This window comes from Cupriavidus taiwanensis (assembly GCF_900249755.1).
GTDB classification, from domain to species: Bacteria; Pseudomonadota; Gammaproteobacteria; order Burkholderiales; family Burkholderiaceae; genus Cupriavidus; species Cupriavidus taiwanensis_D.
In genome coordinates this window covers 2266661-2290739 of the sequence record NZ_LT976854.1, presented here as the reverse complement: position 1 = coordinate 2290739, position 24079 = coordinate 2266661, and the positions used below count along the sequence as shown (strand labels likewise).

Here is a 24079-nt window from a genome sequence, read left to right as displayed (position 1 = left end):
GGAATGCAACAGAGGCGCCCGGCGCGGGACCGCGCCGGGGCGGGGCGCGCCGGCCTTAGCCGACGAAGGCCTTTTCCAGCACGAAATGGCCGGGGTGGCTCATATTGCCTTCGGCAAAGCCGCGCGCTTCCAGGATGGCGCGCACGTCCTTGAGCATGTCGGGGCTGCCGCACAGCATGATGCGGTCGTTCTCGGTCGAGAACGGTGCCACGTCCAGGCGCTCGAACAGCTCGCCGGAGGCGATCAGGTCGGTGATGCGGCCGCGGTTGTCGAACTCTTCGCGCGTCACGGTGGGGAAGTACACCAGCTTCTCGCGCACCAGTTCACCGAGGTGCTCGTGCTGCGGCAGGTGTTCCTGGATCAGCTCGCGGTAGGCCAGCTCTTCGACGAAGCGGCAGGTGTGGGTCAGCACGACCTTGTCGTAGCGCTCGTAGACTTCCGGGTCGCGGATGATCGACAGGAACGGCGCCAGGCCGGTGCCGGTGGCCAGCAGCCACAGGGTCTTGCCGGGCAGCAGGTTGTCCACCAGCAGCGTGCCGGTCGGCTTCTTGCCGACATAGATCTGGTCGCCTTCGCGCAGGTGCTGCAGGCGCGAAGTCAGCGGGCCGTCGGGCACCTTGATGCTGAAGAATTCCAGCGTCTCTTCATAGTTGGCGCTGGCAATGCTGTAGGCGCGCAGAAGCGGGCGGCCGTTGACTTCCAGCCCGACCATGGCGAACTGGCCGTTTTCGAAGCGGAAACCGGGGTCGCGCGTGCAGGTAAAGCTGAAAAGGGTGTCGGTCCAGTGATGGACGGAAAGGATCGATTGCTGGTTCAGATTGCTCATGGCAAGACGCGGAATGCAGCGCAACGGCGCGCCAAAACGGCTGGGAAGGAAGCGATCTTAACGCATGGCCCGGGTCGGCGCAGGCGGAGCCTGCAACGCCAGCAAGGGCTTTGCACGGACCAAGCGCGGATGAGGCGTATCGGGCACGCTGCGGATGGAGCGGCGCGCCGCAGAGCTGCCGTCAGCCGCCGGGGGAAGTCGCCCCGGACAGTTCGCAGCGCTGGCGCGCCAGCGCCTCGCGCGAGTAGCCGTGGCGCACGCGCAGCTGGTGCTCGACCGCGTCGGCCTGGTCCAGGCAGGCGAACACCAGGTCGTCCTTGACGCGTTGCGACACGCCCTTCAGCCGCGGCGCCTCGTAGGCGACCTGGCGCGCGCGGCAGCGCAGGAACAGCAGGGTTTCCTGCGAGGCGATGATGAGCTGGTCGTGCTCGATCCGCTTGCATTCGACCAGGTCCTGGGCGGAAGCGCTGGCGCCGGCAAAGAACAATGGCAGGCACAGCCAGCGGCGCAACGAGCGGTGCATGGGAAACGGGGGCGCAGAAGGCCAGTTGAAGGTCCGGCTCGAATCATTGCCCAGACCGGCGCACAGTGCAAGCCGCGGTGCGCGCAACAGCGCATTGCGGCGCGGCGCCGGACGGCGCCAATTCGAATTCAGTGTCCAGCGCATTGGACAATCGGCCGCAAAGCCTGATGGCGCCGTCGCCCCCGTCATTCATGCTGCACCGCAACACGCTTCGGGGGGTGGGCAGCCAGGCCCGCAGCGGCTACGCTGATGCCAATAGCGCCGCAGTGCGCGCCAGATCACGCCCCAGTCCGACGGGCTCCTGCTTTTCGCCCGGCCTGCCCCCGTGTTCCCCCTTGCCGCTCCACCGCCTATCGTCAGGCGATCCTGTGCGCGGCATCCCCCGCCCCGTACTGCGCAGCGCGATCCACCGCGGCGGCTTGCACCGCCCTGACTGCAAAGACCACATCATGACCGATCTCACCGCTACCCCAGCCCGGACGGCGACGCCTGACCGCGAGGACGTGCGCAAGCGCGTCTACGCCATCGTCGCCGCTTCGTCGGGCAACCTGGTCGAATGGTTCGACTTCTACGTCTACGCCTTCTGCGCGATCTATTTCGCGCCGTCGTTCTTCCCCAAGTCCGATCCCACTGCGCAGCTGCTGAACACCGCCGGCGTGTTCGCCGTCGGCTTCCTGATGCGCCCGATCGGCGGCTGGCTGTTCGGCACCATTGCCGACCGCCACGGCCGCAAGCATTCGATGCTGATCTCGGTGGTGATGATGTGCGCCGGCTCGCTGCTGATCGCGTGCCTGCCCACCTATGCCAGCATCGGCAACTGGGCCCCGGCGCTGCTGCTGCTGGCGCGGCTGATCCAGGGCCTGTCGGTGGGCGGCGAATACGGCACCACCGCCACCTATATGAGCGAGGTGGCGCTGCGCGGCCGGCGCGGCTTCTTCTCGTCGTTCCAGTACGTGACGCTGATCGGCGGGCAGTTGCTGGCGGTGCTGGTGGTGGTGATCCTGCAGCAACTGCTGGACGAGGCCGAACTGAAGGCCTGGGGCTGGCGCATCCCGTTCGTGGTGGGCGCGCTCACCGCGGTGGTGGCGCTGTTCCTGCGCCGCACGCTGCACGAGACCTCGTCGGCCGCCACCCGCGGCAGCAAGGAGGCCGGCAGCGTGGGCGCGCTGTTGCGCCACCACAAGGCCGCGTTCTTCACGGTGCTGGGCTATACCGCGGGCGGCTCGCTGATCTTCTACACCTTCACCACGTACATGCAGAAGTACCTGGTCAACACCGCCGGCATGTCGATCAAGACCGCCAGCTATGTGATGACGGGCTGCCTGTTCCTGTACATGTGCATGCAGCCAGTGTTCGGCGCGCTGTCCGACCGCATCGGCCGGCGCAGCAACATGCTGTGGTTCGGCGCGCTGGGCGCGCTGTGCACGGTGCCGATCCTGACCGCGCTGCGCACCGTCAGCAGCCCGGGGATGGCCTTCGTGCTGATCGCCGCGGCGCTGGCCATCGTCAGCTTCTACACCTCGATCAGCGGCATCGTGAAGGCCGAGATGTTCCCGCCCGAGGTGCGCGCGCTGGGCGTGGGCCTGGCCTACGCCATCGCCAACGCGATCTTCGGCGGCTCGGCCGAGTATGTCGCGCTCGGCATGAAGACGCTGGGCCATGAGACCGCGTTCTACTGGTATGTGAGCGCGATGATGGCGATTGCCTTCTGCGTCAGCCTGCGCCTGCCGCGCCAGGCCAAATACCTGCACCACGAGCACTGAGGCGCGGCGTCTCGCCGGCATGGCAATATACGGGGGCTTTGATGCCCCCATCCGCCTCCGCCTTTCTTCGATCACCCCATGGACCTGAACGCCCTGCGCCTGTTCGTCGACATCGTCGACGCCGGCAACCTGAGCGCGGCCGCGCGCAAGCTCAAGATGACGCGCGCCAACGTCAGCTACCGGCTCAAGGCGCTGGAGGAAGAGCTGGGCGTGCAGCTGCTGCGCCGGACCACGCGCCATGTCGAGCCCACCCCGGTCGGCGCCGGGCTGTACGAGCACGGCCGCAATATCCTGGGCGAGGTCGCGGCGGCCAATGCGCTGATCAGCAATATGGGCAAGAGCCTGCAAGGCCATGTGCGGCTGTCGGTGCCGACCGGGCTTGGCCATTCGCTGCTGTCGCCGCTGCTGGTGCAGTTCAAGCAGCGCTACCCGGACATCACCCTCGACGTGGTGTTCGACAACCGCGTGCACAACCTGGTGTCGGAAGACGTGGAGGTGGCGCTGCGCATCATCTCCACCCCGCCGGATTCGGTGGTGGCCACCGAGATCGGCGCGGTCGACTGGATCGTGTGCGCGTCGCCGGGGTACCTGGCCGGGCACCCGGCGCCGCAGGCGCTGGCCGGGCTGCAGGCGCATGCGATCGTGTGCGCGTCGCCGGTGGGGCAAAAGCTCAAGGCATCGGGTTCGCGCGAGGGCGGCAGCGGCGACGAGGTGCGCGAGCAGGTGGTGCTCGAGCCCACGCTGAGCTCGGAGAACTTCGCCTTCCTGAAGGAGGCGGTGCTGGCCGGCCTGGGTGTCGGCATCTTCCCGATCTATGCGATCGGCGCGGAACTGGAAAGCGGGGCGCTGGTGCCGCTGCTGTCCGACTACCGCATCAGCGTGTTCGGCAGCAAGCTCTACATGCTGACCCTGCCCAACCGCTACCAGACCCTGGCCACGCGCTACCTGCTGAATTTCCTGAAGACCGAACTGCAGGCGGTGTGGCCGCGGCTGCACCGTTAGCCGCGGCCCTTCAGGCCGGGTGCCGGCGCACTATAGTAGGAGCACAAGGATAACCGTCGGCGCATCGGTAACCAAGGAGCAACCATGGCCCTGGCCAGCACGCTCGCAAACTGCCTGAGCAGCAAGAACACCCGCTACGACATCATCCGCCACCCCTACACCCTGAGCAGCATGGCCACGGCAGAGGCCGCGCACGTGCCCGGGGACCGGCTGGCCAAGACGCTGTTGCTGGAGGATGAACGCGGCTACGTTGCCGCTGTGATCCCTTCGAGCCATCACCTGCAGATGGCCGCCATCTGCGAACAGACCGGGCGCAACCTGGTGCTGGCGCACGAGGACGAGATCCGCGAGATATTCAAGGATTGCGACCTCGGCGCGATTCCGCCGGTGGCAATGGCATACGGCATGCAGACTTATGTGGACGACAGCCTGATGCAGCAGCCCGAAGTGTATTTCGAGGGCGGCGACCACCAGGACCTGGTGCACATGAGCGGCGACCAGTTCAGGCAGCTGATGTCGGATGCGGGACACGGGCAGTTCTCGCGCCGCATGATGTAAGCGGTGCGGCGGCAACGGCCACCACGCGGGTTGCGGCCCGCGTGGTGGCCGTTTTGCGTTTTCAGCGGACCTGCGGCGCCGGCTCGGCGCTGCCCTCGGGCAACGCCGGCGCGCTGTCGTCCTTCAGGTCCACGCCGGAGCGCCCCAGCGCCGCGGCGCCGCGCAGCAGAAACACCAGCCGCTCGGCGGCGTGCGCACAGGGCAGCCCTTCCGGGCGCACGTTGGAGATGCAGTTGCGCTCGGCATCGGTACGGCCGGGGCGCGGCGCATAGGTCAGGTAGATGCCGAGGCTGTCCGGCGAACTCAGCCCGGGCCGCTCTCCGATCAGCATCACCACCTGGCGCGCGCCCAGCCGCGCGCCGATCTCGTCGCCCAGCGCCACGCGCGACTGCTCGGCCACCACCACCGGACCGATGTGCCAGCCTTGCGGCAGGCGCTGGCGCGCCGCTTCGAGCAGCGGCAGCGCATGGCGCTGCGTGGCCAGCGCGGACAGGCCATCGGCAATCACGAACACCACATCCGGCGCCTGCTGCGGCCGCGCCGCGTCCAGCCGCGCGCCGCTGGCTTCGTCCAGGCGCCGGCCCAGGTCGGGGCGGCGCAGGTAGTGCGCGCGGTCCGGCGCGGCGCTGTGCACCGCCACGTGCGCCAGCCCCGCCGCATCCAGCGCCGCGGTGACGGCGCCCACCTCCAGCGCCAGGTGCACCGCATCGCGCGCCTGCGCATGGGCCAGCCCGAACGCCAGCACCGCATCGGTGGGCTGGCTGTGGCCGGTGCGGCCCAGCGCGATGCGCGCGCGCGTGAAGCGGCGCAGCCGTTGCCACGGGTCGGCTTCGGGCGCGGCGCGGTCCGGACTGGCGGGAGTCTGGGGTTCGACCGTCATCGCGGCTCCTTACAAGCTGTGCGCCATCTGCAGCAGCGGCTGGCGCGCGGCGGGTTCCAGCAGCCGGCCGGCGGCGTCGGCAATGCCCATGCGCTGCAGCCAGTCCTCGAACTCCGGCGCCGGGCGCAGCCCCAGCACTTCGCGCAGGTACAGCGCGTCGTGGAACGAGGTGCTCTGGTAGTTCAGCATGATGTCGTCGGCGCCCGGCACCCCCATGATGAAGTTGATGCCGGCCACGCCGAACAGCGTCAGCAGCGTATCCATGTCGTCCTGGTCGGCCTCGGCATGGTTGGTGTAGCAGACGTCGCAGCCCATCGGCACGCCCATCAGCTTGCCGCAGAAGTGGTCCTCCAGCCCGGCGCGGATGATCTGCTTGCCGTCGTACAGGTACTCCGGCCCGATAAAGCCCACCACGGTATTGACCAGCAGCGGCGAGAACGCGCGCGCCACCGCATAGGCGCGCGCCTCCATGGTCTGCTGGTCGACGCCGTGGTGCGCGTCGGCCGACAGCGCGCTGCCCTGCCCGGTTTCGAAATACATCAGGTTGTCGCCCACGGTGCCGCGCGTCAGCGCCTGCGCCGCGTCGTGCGCCTCGGCCAGCAGCGACAGGCTGATGCCGAAGGCCGCGTTGGCGCGCTCGCTGCCGGCCACCGACTGGAACACCAGGTCCACCGGCGCGCCCTGCCCGATCGCGCGCAGCGTGTTGGTGACATGGGTCAGCACGCAAGACTGCGTGGGGATGTCGAAGCGGCTGCGCAGCTCGTCGATCATGCGCAGCAGCGAAACGATGGTGCCCAGGTTGTCCGACGCCGGGTTGACGCCGATGGTGGCATCGCCGCAGCCATAGAGCAGGCCGTCGATGATCGACGCGGCGATGCCCTTGGGGTCGTCGGTGGGGTGGTTGGGCTGCAGCCGCACCGCCAGCCGGCCCGGCAAGCCCACCGTGCTGCGAAAGCGCGTGACCACCTGGCACTTGCGCGCCACCGCGACCAGGTCCTGGTTGCGCATCAGCTTGCTGACCGCTGCCGCCATCTCCGGCGTGATCCCGGGCGCCACCCGCGCCAGCAGCGCGCTGTCGGTGTCGTGCCACAGCAGCCAGTTGCGCAGGTCGCCCACGGTGGTGGCGCCGATCGCGGCAAAGGCGGCGGCGTCGTGGCGGTCCTGGATCAGGCGCGTGACCTCGTCGTCTTCATAGGGGACCAGCGCCTCGTTGAGAAAGCGCGTCAGCGGCACCTCGGCCAGCGCCAGCCTTGCCGCCATCCGTTCCTGCTCGCTGTGTGCGGCAAGGCCCGCCAGCGCGTCGCCGGAGCGCGCCGGGCTGGCCTTGGCCAGCAGCGCGCGCAGGTCGGCAAAGACGTGGCGGTGGTTGCCGATGATATGGGTGTAGGCCATGCGTTGCGTTCCCTGGGCGTGGCGATGGACGAGAGACAGCGGCGAGACAGCGGAAAGACAGCGCGGCGCACGACTGGCCGAGCCCGATTCCCCCTAATATAGACACCCTTTGCGTGTGCCGATATGCCAACATCGAAGCCATGCTGCGGCGGCACATGGGGCCGCTCGGGCGGCTGACGCCGTCATTACATCTGGATCGGCGAGAATCCAGGACTTATTTCAGCATTTCAGCAAATTGCATGCCGGAGACACCGATGAAAGACCCCGAACCGACCGCCACCCCGCGCCTGCCGCCGGCCGCGTGGTACAGCGTCGGCACCGTCGCCTACCTGCTGACCGCGCTGGCGCTCTGGACCGTGCTGCATGCCAACCTGGTCGCGGCGCTGCTGTCCGGGCTGCTGCTGTACTCGCTGGTGGACGTGCTGGCGCCGCGCCTGAAGCGCCTGCACCAGAGCCACGACGCGCTCGCCGTGGCGATCCTTTCCGCGCTGATCCTGCTGGGGCTGACGCTGGCGGGCTGGCTGCTGGTGCGCTTCGTCAGCGGCGAGGGCAATACGCTCGACGGCCTGCTCAACCACGTCGCCGACATCATCGACCGCTCGCGCGGGCAATTGCCGCCCTGGGTCAGCGACGCGCTGCCCAACGGCGTCGACGAACTGGCCAACACGCTGATCGACACGCTGCGCGAGCATGCCGCGACGGCGCAGAAGCTGGGCGCCGAAGTGCTGCGCACGCTGGTGCATATCCTGATCGGGCTGGTGATCGGCGCGATGGTGGCGCTGTACCGCGCGGTGGCGCGCCCCAACCGGCGCCCGCTGGCAGCGGCGCTGGTGGCGCGTGCGCGCACGCTGCAGCAGGCCTTCTCGCAATTCATCTTCGCGCAGATCCAGATCTCCACCATCAACACCGTGCTGACGGCGATCTACCTGCTGCTGGTGCTGCCGCTCTTTGGTGTTCACCTGCCGCTGAGCAAGACGCTGGTGGTGATCACCTTCGTCGCGGGCCTGCTGCCGGTGCTGGGCAACCTGATCTCGAACACGGCCATCGTGGTCGCGTCGCTGTCGGTGTCGCTGCCGATCGCGGTGGCCTCGCTGGTGTTCCTGGTGGTGATCCACAAGCTCGAGTACTTCCTGAACGCGCGCATCATCGGCGCGCGCATCCAGGCGGCGGCGTGGGAACTGCTGATGGTGATGCTGCTGATGGAAACGCTGTTCGGCATCCCGGGCGTGATCGCCGGGCCGATTTTTTATGCGTACCTGAAGCGCGAGCTGGCCGGTGCCGGGCTGATCTGAATGCCGCGGCCGGCACGCCGGCGCGGTGGTTGGACCAAAGACCGGCTCACGGACGCTCCCTAGCCGCCGTCCTGCTCCACCCGGCTGCGCACGAAATCGATATGGGTCTGCATCGCCGTGCGCGCCTCTTCGGGGCGGCGCGCGCAGATGGCCTCGCACAGCGTGCGGTGCTGCAGCAGCAGCAGGTCCGAGGCATCGTCATCCTGTTCGCGCAGGCCGGTGCCGTTGATGGTGATGTGCTCGCGCAGCATGCCGATCACGCTGGTATGCAGGTGCAGGAACATGGTGTTGTGCGAGGCCTGCGCGATGGCGTCATGCAGCTGCGCGTCGGCATCGGCCTCGGCCTGCTTGTCGTCGGCGCCGCGCGCGCGTTCCAGCTCGGCCATCAGCGCGCGGATCCGCTTCACGTCGGCGGCATCGGCGCGCAACGCGGCGAAGTAAGCCGTGGCCCCCTCCAGCACGCGGCGGAATTCCAGGATGTCTTCACGCAGCGCGGGATGGTCCGCCACCAGCTGCCCCCACGGCGAGGCAATGCCGGCGCGCAGCTGGTCGGTGGCATAGACGCCCGCGCCGCGCCGGCTCTGCAGCAGGCCGCGCGCGGCCAGGCGCTGGATCGCCTCGCGCACGGTGTTGCGCGCCACCGCGTATTGCGCGGCCAGCAAGCGCTCGGCCGGCAGCCGCGTGCCGGGCGGCCAGGTGCCGTCGAGCAGCGCGGTCTCCATGCGCCGCATCACCGACTCCACGCGTCCGCGCGCCTGCCCGTGCCTGGCTGCCGTCATGCCGTGTTTCCTCGCTCCTGATCTGGCGCGGCGCTCCTGAAAAATTGGTCCGACCAATTTGAACCGCCGCGCGGAAGCGGGAATTATGCGCCCAAACGTGCGACCCAGCACGTGTGGAGCGAGACATGAAGGATCGTCAGTACCCCAGCGGCCCTGCCCCCACGCAGGCCTACCTGTTTGCCACCTGCCTGGTCGACATGTTCGTGCCGCAGGCCGGCCTCGACGCCGTGCGGCTGCTCGAGCGCGAAGGCCTGACCGTGCATTTCCCGCGCGGCCAGAGCTGCTGCGGCCAGCCCGCCTACAGCAGCGGCAACCCCGACGCCGCCCGCGCGGTGGCGCGCGCCCAGCTGGACCTGTTCCGCCAGCCGTGGCCGGTGATCGTGCCGTCCGGCTCGTGCGCCGGCATGATGCGCCACCACTGGCCGCAACTGTTTGCCGACGATGCCGACGCCGGCCCGAAGGCGCGCGAACTGGCCGCGCGCGTCTATGAGCTGGGCGAGTTCCTGCTGCACGTGCTGAAGGTGGACTTCGGCGCGGCATCGGCAGCGGCCCAGCCGCCCGAGCGCATCGTGCTGCATACCTCGTGCGGCGCGCGCCGCGAAATGGGTACGCGCCAGCACGGTGTGGCGCTGGTCGATGCGCTGCCGGGCGTGACCCGCGTCGAGCATGCGCGCGAGTCCGAATGCTGCGGGTTCGGCGGCACCTTCTCGCTCAAGCATCCCGACATCTCCGGCGCCATGGTGCGCGACAAGGTCGCCTCGGCCTGCGCCACCGGCTGCGACCGGCTGGTTTCGGCCGACTGCGGCTGCCTGCTCAATATCGGCCACACCGCCGCGCACGACCGCGCGCCGCTGCAGGTGGAACACCTGGCCAGCTTCCTGTGGCGCCGCACCGGAGGTGCCGCATGAGCACGCCCGGCGCCCGCGAACGCATGCTGGGCCGGCTGCGCGCCGCCGCGCCCGCGCCGTCGCCGCACACCACTGAACTCGACCGCCGCATCGACAGCCATTTCGCAGCGCGCCGCCATGGCACGCCAACCACCGGCGAACGCGTCGCCGCCATGCAGGCCGCATTGCAAGGCCTGCATGCCGAGGTCTGGTGCGCCGACGCCGGCGCCTGGCCCGCATTGATCGGCGCGGAACTGGCTAGCGCAGGCGTCAGGCGCCTGCTGCTCGATCCGGCCAGCCCGGCCGGCGCCGCGCTGGCTGCCGCGTTGCCGGCCGGAGTCGAAGCCATCGGCTACGACCGCCCGATCGAAGCGTGGAAGGCCGAGCTGTTCGACACCGTCGACGCCGGCTTCACCGTGGCGCGCTCCGGCATCGCCGCCACCGGCACGCTGGTGCTGGCGCCGGACGCTGGCTCGCCGCGCACGGTGTCGCTGGTGCCGCCGCTGCACGTGGCGCTGGTGCGCGCCTCGACGCTGCATGACGACCTGCACATGGCCGCGCGCGCCGAGCGCTGGGCCGACGGCATGCCGACCAACCTGGTGCTGGTCTCCGGCCCGTCCAAGACCTCGGACATCCAGCAGACCCTGGCCTACGGCGCGCATGGTCCGCGCCGGCTGTGGGTGGTGATCGAGACCGACACCGCGGAGGCCGTGCGATGAGCCAGCACACGCTGAATTTCGTTCCACCGCAGGACTTCAAGGCGCGCGCCCGCGAGGCGCTGGACGACCCCAAGCTGCGCCAGAGCTTCCGCGGCGCGATGGACTTCCTGCAAGGCAAGCGCCTGGCGCAGTTCCCCGACGCCGATGAGCTGGAACGCCTGCGCGACCTGGGCGAGGCGGTGCGCCAGCACGCGCTGGCCAACCTGCCGGACCTGCTGGTGCAGCTCGAAGACAAACTCACCGCGGCCGGCGTACAGGTGCACTGGGCCGAGACCGCCGACGAGGCCAACGCCATCATCCATCGCATCGCGGCATCGAAGCAGGCGCAGCGCGTGATCAAGGGCAAGTCGATGGCGAGCGAGGAGATCGAGCTCAACCATTACCTGGCCGAGCGCGGCGTGGCCTGCATCGAGTCCGACATGGGCGAATACATCGTCCAGCTCGCCGGCGAGAAGCCGTCGCATATCGTGATGCCGGCGATCCACAAGACCAAGGGCGATATCGCGCAGCTGTTCACCGAGCATATCCCCGACACGTCCTATACCGAGGACGTCGACGCGCTGATCCAGACCGGCCGGCGCGCGCTGCGGCAGGCCTTTGTCGAGGCCGACATCGGCCTGTCCGGCGTGAACTTCGCCGCGGCCGACACCGGCACGCTGTGGCTGGTGGAGAACGAGGGCAACGGCCGGCTGTCCACCACCGTGCCGGACGTGCATATCGCCATCATGGGCATGGAGAAGGTGGTGGCCAGACTCGAGCACATCGTGCCGCTGTCGACGCTGCTGACGCGCTCGGCCACGGGCCAGGCCATCACCACGTATTTCAACCTGATCTCGGGCCCGCGCCGCGCGGGCGAGCGCGACGGCCCGCGCGAAGTGCACCTGGTGCTGCTCGACAATGGCCGCACCCAGGCTTATGCCGACGCGCAGCTGCGCGCGACGCTGCAATGCATCCGCTGCGGCGCGTGCATGAACCACTGCCCGGTCTACACCCGCATCGGCGGCCACGCCTACGGCACCACCTATCCCGGCCCGATCGGCAAGATCATCTCGCCGCATCTGCTGGGGCTGGACGCCACCGCCGACCTGGCCACCGCATCGAGCCTGTGCGGCGCCTGCGGCGAGGTCTGCCCGGTGCGCATCCCGATCCCGCAACTGCTGGTGCGCCTGCGCACCGAGGCCAACCGCGATCCGGACGAACGGGTGGCCAACCCCCTGCGCGGCCAGGGGGCCAAGTACAGCAAGGGCGAGCACCTGGTGTGGCGTTTCTGGAGCGGCGCGTACTCGCACCCGGCGGCATACCGGCTGTTCCGCTGGGCCGCGACGCGGCTGCGCGCGCTGACACCGTCGAAGCAGATGGGATGGACGCAGCACCGCACACCGCTGAAGCCGGCGGCGAAGAGCCTGGCGGATTTGCTGAAGGAAAAGGGGCAGCCGGAGTAGGGCGCTTCTCAACGCGCCAACGCCTGCCCACACCCGCTTGTTTGCTCCCCTCTCCCGCTTGCGGGAGAGGGAGTACACAAGCGCGCGAGTCGACGCCCTCACGCTTTTCCCAAGACAACAAAGCTATCCCGAACCACCACCAAATCAGGAGACCCACCTTGCAACCCTGGACCCAACTCTACACACCACTAGGCAGCCTGTGGCTGTCGTCGCTGGCGGCAGCCATCCCCATCCTGTTCTTCTTCATCGCGCTCGCGGTGTGGCGCATAAAGGGCCACGTCGCCGCGGCGGTGACGCTGCTGCTGGCGCTGGCGGTGGCGGTGTTTGCCTACGGCATGCCCGTGCAGCAGGCGCTGGCCTCGGCCGGCTTCGGCTTTGCCTACGGGCTGTGGCCGATTGCGTGGATCATCGTGACCGCGGTGTTCCTCTACAAGATCGTGGTCAAGACCGGCCAGTTCGACGTGATCCGCGCCTCGGTGCTGTCGATCACCGACGACCAGCGCCTGCAGATGCTGCTGATCGGCTTTGCCTTCGGCGCCTTCCTGGAGGGTGCGGCGGGATTCGGCGCGCCGGTGGCGATCACCGCGGCGCTGCTGGTGGGGCTGGGCTTCAACCCGCTGTACGCGGCCGGGCTGTGCCTGATCGCCAATACCGCGCCGGTGGCGTTCGGCGCGATGGGCATTCCCATCATCGTCGCCGGGCAGGTGACGGGCATCGATCCCTTCCATATCGGTGCCATGGCCGGGCGCCAGCTGCCGCTGCTGTCGCTGCTGGTGCCGTTCTGGCTGGTGTTCATGATGGACGGCGCCAAGGGCGTGCGCGAAACCTGGCCGGCGGCGCTGGTATGCGGCGGCAGCTTCGCCGTGACGCAGTACTTCACCTCCAACCATATCGGGCCGGAACTGCCGGACATCACCTCGGCGCTGGTCAGCCTGGTATCGCTGGCGGCGTTCCTGAAGGTGTGGCAGCCGCGCAGCGCATCGCAACGCGCCGGCGGCAGCGCTGGCAACGTCAGCGGCGGCACGGTCGCGCTGGCAGGTTTTGGCGGCGGCTTCGGAGGCGCGATGCCGAGCCGCAAGGCTTCGCCCTACACGCTGGCGCAAACGCTGCGCGCGTGGGCGCCGTTCGGCATCCTGACCGCGATCGTCACGGTGTGGAGCCTGCAGCCGTTCAAGGCGCTGTTCGCCGCCAACGGCGCGCTGGCCGGCACCGTGCTGAAGTTCAGGATCCCGGGGCTGGACCAGCTGGTGATCAAGGCCGCGCCGATCGTCGCCACGCCCAAGGCCTATGACGCGGTGCTGAAGATCGACCTGCTCTCCGCGGTCGGCACCGCGATCCTGCTGACCGCGCTGGTCTCGGCCGTGCTGCTGCGCATGAAGCCGCGCGACCTGCTGGCCACGTTCGGGGAAACGCTGGTGGAACTGGCGCGCCCGGTGCTGTCGATCGGGCTGGTGCTGGCGTTCGCCTTTGTCGCCAACTACTCCGGCATGTCGTCGACGCTGGCGCTGCTGCTGGCCGGCACCGGTGCGGCGTTCCCGTTCTTCTCGCCGTTCCTGGGCTGGCTGGGCGTGTTCCTGACGGGCTCCGACACCTCGTCCAATGCGCTCTTCTGCGCGCTGCAGAACACCACCGCGCACCAGATCGGCGTGTCCGACACGCTGATGGTCGCGGCCAACACCACCGGCGGCGTCACCGCCAAGATGATCTCGCCGCAATCGATCGCGGTCGCCTGCGCGGCGACCGGGCTGGTGGGCAAGGAATCGGAGCTGTTCCGCTTCACCGTGAAACACAGCCTGCTGTTCGCGGTGATCATCGGGGTGATGACGATGGTGCAGGCGTATTGGTTGCCGGGGATGATTCCGGGGTGACACTGAACCTCACCGATCGCGTGCTCCCTCTCCCGCTTGCGGGAGAGGGGAGCAAACCAGCGCGGTTGCAGCTACTCGAGGAATGCGTCGCCCTCGCTGAGCGGCGCATGCCGGTACGTCGCCGGCGTCCGGCTCAGCTTCACCGGCGCGCCCAGGCCCTGGTACCCGCCCTCCATCTCCACCACCATCCCGCGATGCCGCGTATGCGGATGCTGCAAGGCATCGGCCACCGACAGCACCGGCGCGCATGGCACGCCGGCAGCCACCAGCGCATCCGCCAGCGCCTTGCCGTCGAGCGTGCGCATGCTGGCTTCCAGCTCGGCCTTCAGCGCCACGCGATTGACCGAACGCGCGCCGGCGGTGGCGTAGCGCGCGTCGTCGGCCAGCGCCGGCAGCTGCAGGTGATCGCACAGGATGCGAAACTGCCGGTCATTGCCGACCGCCAGGAAGACCGGGTCGGTGGCGGTGGCGACGGTGTCGTACGGATAGATGTTGGGATGCGCGTTGCCGGTGCGCTGCGGCGTCTTGCCGCTCATGAACCAGTTGGCCGCATGCGGATGCAGCAGCGACAGTCCCGAGTCATACAGCGCGGCTTCGACGAACTGCCCGCGGCCGCTGCGCGCGCGCTCCTGCAGCGCCAGCAGCACGCCGATCACGGCGTTGAGGCCGGTCACCATGTCGACCACCGGCAAACCCACGCGCAGCGGATCGCCATCGGCCTCGCCGTTGATGCTGAGGATGCCGGACATGGCCTGGATCGCGGCATCGTAGCCGGGCAGGCCGCCCAGCGGGCCGTCGGCGCCGAAGCCCGACACGCGGCAATGCACCAGCCGCGGGAAGCGCTCGGACAGCGCGTCATAGCCCAGTCCCCACTTCTCCAGCGTGCCGGTCTTGAAATTCTCGACCAGCACGTCGGCCTCGGCCAGCAGGGCCAGCAGCACCTCGCGGTCGGCCGCGGCGGCCAGGTCCAGCCGCATCACGCGCTTGTTGCGGTTCAGGCCGAAGTAGTAGGACGCCACGCCGTCCTTGAACGGCGGCCCCCAGGTACGGGTGTCGTCGCCCTGCGGCGGTTCGATCTTGAGCACGTCGGCGCCGTGGTCGCCCAGGATCTGGCCGCAGTACGGGCCGCCCAGGATGCGCGACAGGTCGACCACGCGGATGCCGGCAAGCGCGCCGGGGCTGGTTTGGGTCATGGCTGTTTTCCCTTGAGCGTTGTCAGTCGAGCTGGGCGCCGGACTTCTGCACCACGGCGCGCCACTTGCCGACCTCGGCCTTGACGAAGCCGCCAAGCTGTTCCGGCGTGGTCGACGGCGCGAATTCCAGCCCTTGCGCCTGCAGCGTCTTGCGCACGTCGGGCTGCTTCAGCGCATCGGCAAAGGCGCGGTTGAGCTTGCCGATCACCTCTGGCGGCGTGCCGGCCGGCGCGACCACGCCGAAGAACACCGATACATCGAATCCCGGCACGCCCTGCTCGGCCACGGTCGGCACCTCCGGCAGCGCCTGCGAGCGCGCCTTGGTGGTCACGCCCAGCGCGCGCACCTTGCCGCTCTTGATGAAGGGCATCGCGGTCAGCACGTCGGTAAAGGTCATGCTGACTTGGCCGCCCAGCAGGTCGTTCAGCGCGGGGCCGGTGCCCTTGTACGGGATGTGCTGGAAATCGGTGCCGGTGACGTTGTTGAACAGCACGCCCGCCAGGTGAGACGAAGCGCCATTGCCGGACGAGGCATAGGTCAGCTTGCCCGGGTTGGCCTTGCCATAGGCGATCAGCTCATTGACGTTCTTCGCCGGCACCGACGGATTGACCACCAGCACGTTGGGCAGCTGCCCGATCTGGATCACCGGGGCGAAGCTCTTGACCGGGTCGTAATTGATCTTGCGGTACAGGCTGACGTTGATCGCCAGCGGCGCCGAGGTGCCGAACATCAGCGTGTAGCCGTCGGGCTCGGCGCGCGCCACGGCCTCGGCGCCGATATTGCCGCCGGCGCCGGCGCGGTTCTCCACGACAACCGGCTGGCCCAGGCTGGTCTTGAGCGCGGCGGCCAGCGTGCGCGCCATGGCATCGGTGGGGCCGCCCGGCGGGTAGGTGACCACCATCATGATCGGCTTGGACGGGAAGTCTTTCTGCGCGAAGGCGGGGGCGATAAACAGCGAACACGCGGCGATGGCCGCGACGCGGTGCCAGAGTTTCATGGCGTTGTCTCCTGGTGTAGGACGTCTCCCGCGGGGGCGGGATGGGTTGGGGCGTCTTCTCGTGGTGGGGGTGCTCCCTCTCCCGCTTGCGGGAGAGGGTTGGGTTGAGGGCGGGAGCGTCAAACGAAGTTCATGCTGTCGGTATGCCAGCGCCTGCCTTCACCCCCGGCCCCTCTCCCGCAAGCGGGAGAGGGGAGCAGACCGTGGGTTCGGGTTGGCGGTGTCAGAACACGCTGACGTCTGCCACCGCGCCGGCTGCGCGCACCACGCCGTCAGCAGCTGGCGCCACCGTTTCCGCCAGCCACTCCGGTTCGGCGCTTGCCGCCAGCGGGTCCTGCGGCAGTACGCGGTGGCGCAGCACTAGCTGCGCCAGCCGCATGCGGCGCACCGAGCCGATGCGTCCGGCTTCCCAGGCCATCGCCACCGCGCTGGTCACGTGGTACAGCGCCGAGGCTGCCTGGCGCGCCAGCAGCTCGCCCTCGGCGCCGGCCGCGGCGGCCTGCGCGGCCAGCTTCGCGGCGGTGGCGATGGCGCCGTCGAACACGGCGCGGGCACCGGCATGCATCGGGGTATCGGCCAGCAGCGCGGCCAGGTGCGCCTGCAGCACCGGCAGCGCGCCTTCGCGCCGCACCGCGCGCAGCACGTCGAGCGCGACGATATTGCTGGTGCCTTCCCAGATCGAGCCGAGGTGGGCGTCGCGCACCAGGCGCGGGTCGCTCCATTCCTCGATATAGCCGCAGCCGCCGCGGATTTCCATCGCATCGCCGGTGACCTTGCGCGCGTCGCGGCAGGCGCGGAACTTGATCAGCGGGGTCAGGATGCGCATCAGCGGGTAGGCGTCGGGCTCGCCGGCGTCGGCGCGGCGCAGCGCCTCGGCGGTCTGGAACACCATGGTGCGGGCCTGCTCGGTGGGCAGCGTCAGCTTGAGCAGCTGGCGGCGCATCAGCGGCATGTCCTGCAGGCGCTTGCCGAAGGCCTGGCGCGCGCGCGCGATAAACAGGCCTTCGGTCAGCGCGCGGCGCATCAGCCCGGCGGCGCGCACGCCGTTGGACAGGCGCGAGTTGTTGATCATGTCGGCCATCTGCACGAAGCCGCGGCCGGGCTCGCCGACCAGGTAAGCGTGCGCACCCTCCAGCCGGATCTCGCCGCTGGCCATCGAGCGCGTGCCCAGCTTGTCCTTGAGCCGGATGATGCGGTAGTGGTTGGCGCTGCCGTCGGCCAGCGTGCGCGGCAGCAGGAACAGCGACACGCCCTTGTGGCCGGGCACGGCGTTGCCGGCCTCGTCCTCCACGCGCGCCAGCACCATCGCCAGCGCGGCATCGGGGTTGGAGCAGAACCACTTGTCGCCGAGCAGGCGCCAGCCGCCTTCGGCGGACGGATCGCGCACCGCGCGCGTGGCGGTGGCGGCCACGTCGGAGCCGGCGCCCTGCTCGGTCATGAACATCGCGCCCTGGTACAGGTCGTCAAAGACCTGCGTGGTCAGGTTGGGCAGGAAGCGTTCGACCAGCGCCGGGTCGCCGAACTTGCGCAGCGTGCGCGTCAGCGAATCGGTCATCGACAGCGGGCAGCACAGGGCGAACTCCGCCTGCACGAACAGATAGGTGAGCGCGTACTTGGCCGCCGGCGGCATGGGCTTGTCCCAGCCCAGCACGCCGCCGCGGTGCGACGCCGCGGCAAGGCCGAATTCGGCAAAGGCCACGCGCTCCATCTGCACATAGGCCGGGTGCTTGTCGATGCGCTGCGCATCGACGCCGGCGCGGGTGCGGTAGGTGAGTTCAGGCGGGTTGCGGTCGGCCACGCCGGCCAGTTCGTCGAGCACGCCGCCGGCCAGTGCGCCCATGCGCTCGAGGTGCGGCAACAGGTGGTTGAACAGGTCGGGCGGCAGGTACAGCGGCAGCAGCGCGCGCAGGTCGGGGTCGGCGGCGAACAGGCTGCCGCCCTGGCGGTCGGGCACCGGGTGAACGGCGGCCGCGGCCTGATGCTGTTGGGGGATGTCGCGCACGGCGCTGGATGGCATGGCTGGTCTCCTGGTTTGGGCGGGTGCCGGCCTGCGGCCCCTTTGGCCTCCATTATTCAAACCCCATGGATTCGCGTCTAATTCTAAAATTGGCTTGATCCATATAATTTCTGTATCGCCATGGAATTCCGCCACCTGCGTTACTTCCTCGTGCTGGCCGAGGAACTGCACTTCGGCCGCGCCGCGCGCCGGCTGGCCATTTCGCAGCCGCCGCTGTCGCTCAATATCCAGCAGCTCGAGGCCTCGGTCGGGGCGCGGCTGTTCGACCGCGACAGCCGCGGCGTGCGGCTGACCGCGGCCGGGCGCGCCTTCCGGGAATCCGCCACGGCGCTGCTGGCGCAGGCCGAGGCCGCGCGGGTGCTGGCGCGCGAGATCGAAGCCGGCGCGATCGGGCGCCTGCGCGTGGGCTTTGTCGGCTCGATGCTGTACCGCGGTCTGCCGCAGACGCTGCGCGAGTTCCAGGCCGCCTACCCCGGCATTCACGTGGCGCTGACCGAACTGAACTCGCAGGAGCAGATCGACGCGCTGCTGCATGACGAACTCGACGCCGCCTTCATCCACACCGGCCGGGTACCGGACACGCTGCAGGCCACGCTGGTGCACAGCGAGCCCTTCGTCTGCTGCCTGCCGGCCGAACACCCGCTGGCCGCGCTGGCGGAGGTGCCATTGACGGCCTTGCGCGGCGAGCCCTTCGTGCTGTTCTCGCGCAAGGCCTCGCCGGACTATTACAGCCGCATCTTCGACATGTGCGCCGCGCAAGGCTTCTCGCCGCAGATCCGGCATGAGGTGCGGCACTGGCTGTCGGTGGTGTCGCTGGTGTCGCAGGGCATGGGGGTGGCGGTGGTGCCGGCGGCGCTGGCGCGCTCGGGCATGGCCGGCGCGGCGTTCCGGCCGCTGGCGGACGCGGCGGTGCGATCGGAAGTCTATTGCGCCTGGAAGACGGCGCCGGACCATCCGGCGCGCGACCACTTCGTCGCCATGGTGGCGGGGACGGCGGCGGCGGACCTGAAGCGCAGCCATATAGAAAAAGCCACCGGTCCAGGGACCGATGGCTTGTGAAGTACGCGTGGAACGGGGTGTTCAGCGTGCAGTGAGCTTAACGCCGCCGGCTTACGGCAGCCATAACGCAAATGCAGTAATTGCGCGCGATTGCCGGAAGCGCGCGGATTCGGTGTTGCATTGCCGAACCGCCGCTGCGTCGGCTGGATAGCGGCGCGCCAGCGTCGACACGCGCTCAGCGACGCCCCCTTAGCGGTTATCATTCGCCTCCTGCCGTGCCCGGCGCGCGGCAAGGCTGGCGTGCCCGCCCTTTGAGGGGGCAACGCAACGCCTCATTTGCGATACAATGAAAACGATTTTCATTTACATACCCCGGCGCGGTCGCACCGACCGCTTGGCGGCAGGCCGCGCCACGGACTGGAAGCATGATGCGGTTGTCTGAACTTCCACGGCGCACGCCCGCCGTAGTGCAATCGGTGGACGACGCCACCCCCGGGGATCCGGTCGCGCGCCGCCTGCGCGAACTGGGCTTCGTTCCCGGCGAAGCCGTGCAGATCATCGCCTACGGGCCGTTCGGCATGGACCCGCTGGTGGCGCAGGTGGGCTTCACCCGCTTTGCGCTGCGCCGCGCGGAGGCGGCGCGCATCGGCGTGGCAATCGCCAGCGCCTCGGTCACCCGCATCGCCCCCGCCGCGCAGGGCGACGAGACTGCCCAACCGTCCGCCAAGCGGACCGCCTGAGCCTTCCCCGGATTATGTCTGCAGCTGCTTCCCCTTCGGCCCTGCGCATTGCGCTGGTCGGCAATCCCAATTGCGGCAAGACCGCACTGTTCAACCGCCTGACCGGCAGCCGCCAGAAGGTGGCCAACTACGCGGGCGTCACCGTCGAGCGCAAGGAAGGCTATTTCGTCTCGCCGGCCGGGCGCCAGGTGCGCATCCTGGACCTGCCCGGCGCCTACAGCCTGCATGCGGCCAGCCTGGATGAAGCCATCACGCGCGATGTCTGCCTGGGCCAGCGCCCCGGCGAAGCGCGCCCGGACCTGCTGGTATCGGTGGTCGACGCCACCAACCTGCGCCTGCACCTGCGCTTCGTGCTGGAACTGCGCCAGCTGGGGCTGCCGATGGTGGTGGTGCTCAATATGAGCGACGCGGCCGCGCGGCGCGGCATCCAGATCGACCGCGAGCAGCTGTCGGCCGCGCTCGGCGTGCCGGTGGTCAGCACCGTCGCGGTCCGGCGCGACGGTGCCGCGGCGCTGGTGAGCCTGCTCGACGCGACGCTGCCGCCGGCACCGCCGGCAGCTGCGCAAGCCGGCGACTTCGACGTGCATGCCGAAGTCAACCGCCTGCTGGCGGCCGCCGTGACCATGCCGGCGCGCACCGCCGCGCTGGACGACCGCATCGACCGCATCGTGCTGCACCCGGTGTTCGGCCTGCTGCTGCTGGCGGTGCTGCTGTTCCTGATGTTCCAGGCGGTGTTCTCGTGGGCCGAGCCGCTGATGGACGGCATCGAGGGCGGCGTGCACTGGGCCGGCGAGATGCTGGGCGCGTGGCTGCCCGACGGCATGCTCAAGAGCCTGCTGGTCGATGGGCTGGTCGCCGGGCTGGGCAGCGTGGTGGTGTTCCTGCCGCAGATCCTGATCCTGTTTCTGTTCATCCTGACGCTGGAAGAATCCGGCTACCTGCCGCGCGCCGCGTTCCTGCTCGACCGCCTGATGATGGGCGCGGGGCTGTCGGGGCGCTCGTTCATCCCGCTGCTGTCCAGCTTTGCCTGCGCCATCCCCGGCATCATGGCCACGCGCACCATCCAGGACCCGCGCGACCGGCTCACCACCATCCTGGTGGCGCCGCTGATGACGTGCTCGGCACGGCTGCCGGTGTATGCGCTGCTGATCGGCGCCTTCATCCCCGAGCGCACCGTGATGGGCCTGTTCAACCTGCAGGGGCTGGTGCTGTTCGCGCTGTACGTGGCCGGCATCGTCAGCGCGCTGGTGGTGGCCTACGCGCTCAAGTTCCTGCGCCGCGACCGCACCGACCATCCGCTGCTGATGGAGCTGCCCTCGTACCGCATCCCGAACCCGCGCGACGTGGCCATCGGCCTGTGGGAGCGGGCCCGCATCTTCCTGTCGCGCGTGGGCAAGGTGATCCTGGCGCTGACCGTGCTGCTGTGGTTCCTGTCGACCTTTCCGTCCGCGCCCGAGGGCGCGACCGCGCCGGCCATCGACTACAGCTTTGCCGGCATGATCGGCCATGCGCTGCAGAAGGTGTTCGCGCCGGTGGGCTTCAACTGGCAGATCTGCATTGCGCTGGTGCCGGGCCTGGCCGCGCGCGAAGTCGCCGTGGGGGCGCTGGCCACCGTCTACGCGCTGTCGGGCAGCGAGGAAACCGTGGCCACGCAGCTGGCGCCGATGATCGCGGCGCAATGGTCGCTGGCCACCGCGCTGTCGCTGCTGGCGTGGTACGTGTTCGCGCCGCAGTGCATCTCCACGCTGGCGGTGATCCGGCGCGAGACCGCCTCGTGGAAGGTGATGGCGCTGTCGGCCGCCTACCTGACCGGGCTGGCCTACCTGGCCGCGTTCGTGACCTACCGCGTCGCGCTGATGTTCAGCTGAGGCCGGCCGCCGCCATGACCCTCTACCACGCCATCGAAACCCTGCTGGTCCCGCTGATCGTGCTGGCTTGCGCGGTGTCGGTGGTGGCACGCTACGCGCCGCGCACGCGCGAGCGCGTCAAGGCGGCGCTGGCAACGCGCCTGGGCGGCCCCGGTGCCGCCGGCTGGCGCGGCCGGATGGCACGCTGGCTGGCACCGCAAGCCGCGGCGGGCTGCGCCAGCGGCTGCGATGACGGTGGCTGCAATACCTGCGGCGCCAATACCAGTACGCCCGCCAGCCAGGACAAGCCTGCCGAGCAGGTGGTGCGCTTCGTGCGCAAGCGCTGAAGCGCGCTTTTCTCCTTCCTCATTTTCCACGCAGAAACGGGTACGCCCGCTGCTGCCGCATGGCGCGGCAAGCGGCGGATGGCGCGCGTGCGGGCCTGGCCGCAAGCGTCGGCGCAGGCCTTGGTGCTCGTTGATACAGCCTCTGGCAAGCCTTGCGCACTGGCACGCAGAATTGGGTACGCTTTGCGCGCTCGGCCGCTGCGCAGGCTGGAAAGGAGCGAAAGCGGGCACGCAGAAACGGGTACGCTTTGCCTTGATCGATGGTCTCTGGCTTGCCGTTTGTGTGCTCCCTCTCCCGCTTGCGGGAGAGGGTTGGGGTGAGGGCCGGGAGTCTCGACGAAGTGAAGGCTGTCGCTATGGCACGCGCCCGCCCTCTCCCCCGGCCCCTCTCCTGCAAGCGGGAGAGGGGAGCAAACCATCGGTGTCTCCGCAATGCAAAACGCCCTCCATCCGGAGGGCGTTTCACCAGCCGCGGGATACCAGCCCTTACTTCACCGTCCCATGGAAAACCACCTTCAGCGGCGTATTGTCCGCGACCGCGGTGCACGTCGCGGTGATGGTGAAGTCGCCGGGCCCGGTGCCGCTGGCGCGCACCTGGTTGGGCAGCATCACCATGCTCGGGCTCAGCGACACCGGCCCGGTGCTGGACCATGCCCAGTCCTTGCACGCGGTGAACTGCGCATCCTCGCCCAGGTGCTTCATGCGCGCGGTCACCTCGATTGGCATCGGCGCCAGCAGCAGCAGTGTCATCGGATCCTGGTTGTCGCCCACCAGTGCCCACAGCGGGTTCTCCGTCACCGTCAGCGTGGCGCTGCGGCGCTCGCCAAGCTTGCTGCTGACCGCGGTCACCGTCAGGCTGCTCTGTACCGGACCAGTGTCGCCGGCCAGGCTGGTGCGTACCGTGGCGTCATGCGTACCCGGCGCTTCCGTGGCGGACAGCGTGGCCGAGCTTGCGGTGTAGCTCCAGCTGCCGTCGAAGTCCGCGGTCACGTCCTGGCCGTCGTGGCGCAGCACGCGCGCGGTGAAGGTGTCCGGACGATTGCTGAACACCTGCAGCGCGTTGACTTCGCGTCCGCCCTTGGTGGTCACCACGCGATAGGCCGCGGCGCCGTTCTTCTGCACCATCACGGCGATCACGCCGGCCAGCGCATGGCCGTCAGGCGCAGTCACCGACACCGACACGCTGGCCGTCGCCGCGGTCGAGGGCGAGCCGTTGCTGGCCTTCAGCGTGGCGCTGTTCTGGCTGGCCGTGACCTGGACCGCGGTGCCGCTGCTGGACCAGGCCCAGCTGTTGACGCTGGCCGACACATCGCTGCCGTTGCTGTCGAGCAGCGTCACCTTGAGCGGCAGTTCCTGGCCGTCGCTCATCGACAGGCTGGTGGCCGGCATCGACAGCGTGTAGCTCTGGGCCGACGCCGCCACCACGGTGATGGTGGCCGACTGCGCGGGCAGCTGCACGGTGCTGTTGTCGGTGCCGCGCACGGTGGCGACCACCTGCACGGTGGTGGTGCCCGGCGCCACGCCCTTGACCACGGCGCTGCCCGGCGTGCCGGCGCTTGGCTCGACGGTGGCGACGGCGCTGTCGGTGCTGGTCCAGTTGAAGGTCGTGCTGCCCGATACGTCGACGCCGTTGCTGTCGACGGCCAGCGCGCTGATGGTCAGCGTGCGGCCGACGCCGACCTCGCCCGAGGTCACGCTCATCTTCGCGGTATAGGTCAGCGGCGTGGCCGTGCCGCCCGATGCCGGCGCGGCGGGTGCGCTGCCGCCGCCGCCACCGCCGCATGCCGCCATCAACAAGGCCGCGGCCGGACCCGCCAGCCAGGATGCCCACATTCTCAGTCTCATGATGTTCCCCCCAGTCGTGTTTTTCCCGCGCTATCAGCCTAGGCACAAAGCGGCCCGCGCAGTACCAGCCAGACGACTGAGGTGCAGCGCACAGAACATCGCCGCGATTCATCCATTCAGCGCAGTGGCAGCGCAGTGACAGCGCCATACGGGCGAGGCAAAG

The 24079-nt window shown here is 69.3% G+C and carries 21 protein-coding genes; 12 read left to right on the top strand and 9 right to left on the bottom strand.

What is annotated here, in order from left to right; translation table 11 throughout:
* Nucleotides 1-55: 55 nt before the first annotated feature.
* Together CBM2594_RS25825 and CBM2594_RS25820 are read right to left on the bottom strand one after the other, a co-directional pair.
* The gene (locus tag CBM2594_RS25825; RefSeq protein ID WP_116359591.1) at nt 56-826 is read right to left on the bottom strand and encodes a ferredoxin--NADP reductase; all 771 of its coding nucleotides are present in this window, start codon (nt 824-826) and stop codon (nt 56-58) included.
* A 181-nt stretch (nt 827-1007) separates the two neighbouring features.
* Nucleotides 1008-1349: a hypothetical protein gene (locus CBM2594_RS25820; protein WP_116359793.1), complete on the bottom strand. Its 342-nt coding sequence runs from the start codon at nt 1347-1349 to the stop codon at nt 1008-1010.
* A gap of 449 nt (nt 1350-1798) precedes the next feature.
* Here CBM2594_RS25820 and CBM2594_RS25815 point away from each other — a divergent pair, with 449 nt between their 5' ends.
* From CBM2594_RS25815 to CBM2594_RS25805, 3 genes are all read left to right on the top strand, one after another.
* Nucleotides 1799-3112 (top strand): MFS family transporter, encoded by a 1314-nt coding sequence (locus tag CBM2594_RS25815; RefSeq protein WP_116359792.1) that lies wholly within the window; start codon nt 1799-1801, stop codon nt 3110-3112.
* Nucleotides 3113-3190: 78 nt separating this feature from the next.
* A complete protein-coding gene (locus CBM2594_RS25810) occupies nt 3191-4114 on the top strand; it encodes a LysR family transcriptional regulator (RefSeq protein WP_116359590.1) in 924 nt (307 codons plus the stop codon).
* An 84-nt stretch (nt 4115-4198) separates the two neighbouring features.
* Nucleotides 4199-4672 carry an aminoacyl-tRNA deacylase gene (locus CBM2594_RS25805; protein ID WP_116359589.1) on the top strand — a complete coding sequence of 158 codons (474 nt, stop codon included), beginning with the start codon at nt 4199-4201 and terminating at the stop codon, nt 4670-4672.
* A gap of 61 nt (nt 4673-4733) precedes the next feature.
* Here the strand turns inward: CBM2594_RS25805 and eutC are convergent, their stop codons facing one another.
* Nucleotides 4734-5552, bottom strand: coding sequence for an ethanolamine ammonia-lyase subunit EutC (gene eutC / locus CBM2594_RS25800; protein WP_116359588.1), 819 nt, complete (start codon nt 5550-5552; stop codon nt 4734-4736).
* Nucleotides 5553-5561: 9 nt separating this feature from the next.
* Nucleotides 5562-6944, bottom strand: a complete 1383-nt coding sequence (locus CBM2594_RS25795) for an ethanolamine ammonia-lyase subunit EutB (RefSeq protein WP_116359587.1) — start codon at nt 6942-6944, stop codon at nt 5562-5564.
* A 254-nt stretch (nt 6945-7198) separates the two neighbouring features.
* On the opposite strand from CBM2594_RS25795, the gene CBM2594_RS25790 reads away from it, so the two are divergent.
* Nucleotides 7199-8236 carry an AI-2E family transporter gene (locus tag CBM2594_RS25790; protein WP_116359586.1) on the top strand — a complete coding sequence of 346 codons (1038 nt, stop codon included), beginning with the start codon at nt 7199-7201 and terminating at the stop codon, nt 8234-8236.
* Nucleotides 8237-8295: 59 nt separating this feature from the next.
* Here the strand turns inward: CBM2594_RS25790 and CBM2594_RS25785 are convergent, their stop codons facing one another.
* Complete coding sequence (locus tag CBM2594_RS25785) at nt 8296-9015, bottom strand: FadR/GntR family transcriptional regulator (protein WP_174078319.1); 720 nt, start codon at nt 9013-9015, stop codon at nt 8296-8298.
* 125 nt (nt 9016-9140) lie between these two features.
* Between CBM2594_RS25785 and CBM2594_RS25780 the strand changes: the two genes are divergently transcribed.
* The 4 genes from CBM2594_RS25780 (at nt 9141) to CBM2594_RS25765 (ending at nt 13931) form a co-directional block, all read left to right on the top strand.
* Nucleotides 9141-9923 carry a (Fe-S)-binding protein gene (locus CBM2594_RS25780; protein ID WP_116359585.1) on the top strand — a complete coding sequence of 261 codons (783 nt, stop codon included), beginning with the start codon at nt 9141-9143 and terminating at the stop codon, nt 9921-9923.
* Nucleotides 9920-10621, top strand: a complete 702-nt coding sequence (locus CBM2594_RS25775) for a LutC/YkgG family protein (RefSeq protein WP_116359584.1) — start codon at nt 9920-9922, stop codon at nt 10619-10621. Before CBM2594_RS25780 ends, CBM2594_RS25775 begins: the two co-directional genes overlap by 4 nt.
* A complete protein-coding gene (locus CBM2594_RS25770) occupies nt 10618-12063 on the top strand; it encodes a LutB/LldF family L-lactate oxidation iron-sulfur protein (protein ID WP_116359583.1) in 1446 nt (481 codons plus the stop codon). Before CBM2594_RS25775 ends, CBM2594_RS25770 begins: the two co-directional genes overlap by 4 nt.
* 158 nt (nt 12064-12221) lie before the next feature.
* Nucleotides 12222-13931, top strand: a complete 1710-nt coding sequence (locus CBM2594_RS25765) for a lactate permease LctP family transporter (RefSeq protein WP_116359582.1) — start codon at nt 12222-12224, stop codon at nt 13929-13931.
* A 71-nt stretch (nt 13932-14002) separates the two neighbouring features.
* Here CBM2594_RS25765 and CBM2594_RS25760 read toward each other — a convergent pair whose 3' ends face one another.
* The 3 genes from CBM2594_RS25760 to CBM2594_RS25750 form a co-directional block, all read right to left on the bottom strand.
* Entirely contained in the window at nt 14003-15124 is a 1122-nt protein-coding gene (locus CBM2594_RS25760; RefSeq protein ID WP_116359581.1) for a CaiB/BaiF CoA transferase family protein, read from the bottom strand.
* A 22-nt stretch (nt 15125-15146) separates the two neighbouring features.
* Nucleotides 15147-16121: a Bug family tripartite tricarboxylate transporter substrate binding protein gene (locus CBM2594_RS25755; RefSeq protein ID WP_116359580.1), complete on the bottom strand. Its 975-nt coding sequence runs from the start codon at nt 16119-16121 to the stop codon at nt 15147-15149.
* Between the two features lie 223 nt (nt 16122-16344).
* Nucleotides 16345-18138, bottom strand: coding sequence for an acyl-CoA dehydrogenase family protein (locus CBM2594_RS25750; protein ID WP_116359579.1), 1794 nt, complete (start codon nt 18136-18138; stop codon nt 16345-16347).
* A 120-nt stretch (nt 18139-18258) separates the two neighbouring features.
* On the opposite strand from CBM2594_RS25750, the gene CBM2594_RS25745 reads away from it, so the two are divergent.
* From CBM2594_RS25745 to CBM2594_RS25730, 4 genes are all read left to right on the top strand, one after another.
* Complete coding sequence (locus CBM2594_RS25745) at nt 18259-19197, top strand: LysR substrate-binding domain-containing protein (RefSeq protein WP_116359578.1); 939 nt, start codon at nt 18259-18261, stop codon at nt 19195-19197.
* A 368-nt stretch (nt 19198-19565) separates the two neighbouring features.
* Nucleotides 19566-19877, top strand: a complete 312-nt coding sequence (locus CBM2594_RS25740) for a FeoA family protein (RefSeq protein WP_116359577.1) — start codon at nt 19566-19568, stop codon at nt 19875-19877.
* Nucleotides 19878-19891: 14 nt separating this feature from the next.
* Nucleotides 19892-21745 carry a ferrous iron transport protein B gene (feoB, locus tag CBM2594_RS25735; protein ID WP_116359576.1) on the top strand — a complete coding sequence of 618 codons (1854 nt, stop codon included), beginning with the start codon at nt 19892-19894 and terminating at the stop codon, nt 21743-21745.
* A gap of 14 nt (nt 21746-21759) precedes the next feature.
* The gene (locus CBM2594_RS25730) at nt 21760-22071 is read left to right on the top strand and encodes a DUF6587 family protein (protein ID WP_116359575.1); all 312 of its coding nucleotides are present in this window, start codon (nt 21760-21762) and stop codon (nt 22069-22071) included.
* A 486-nt stretch (nt 22072-22557) separates the two neighbouring features.
* On the opposite strand, the gene CBM2594_RS25725 is transcribed toward CBM2594_RS25730, so the two are convergent.
* Complete coding sequence (locus CBM2594_RS25725; RefSeq protein WP_232346754.1) at nt 22558-23904, bottom strand: hypothetical protein; 1347 nt, start codon at nt 23902-23904, stop codon at nt 22558-22560.
* Nucleotides 23905-24079 lie beyond the last annotated feature (175 nt).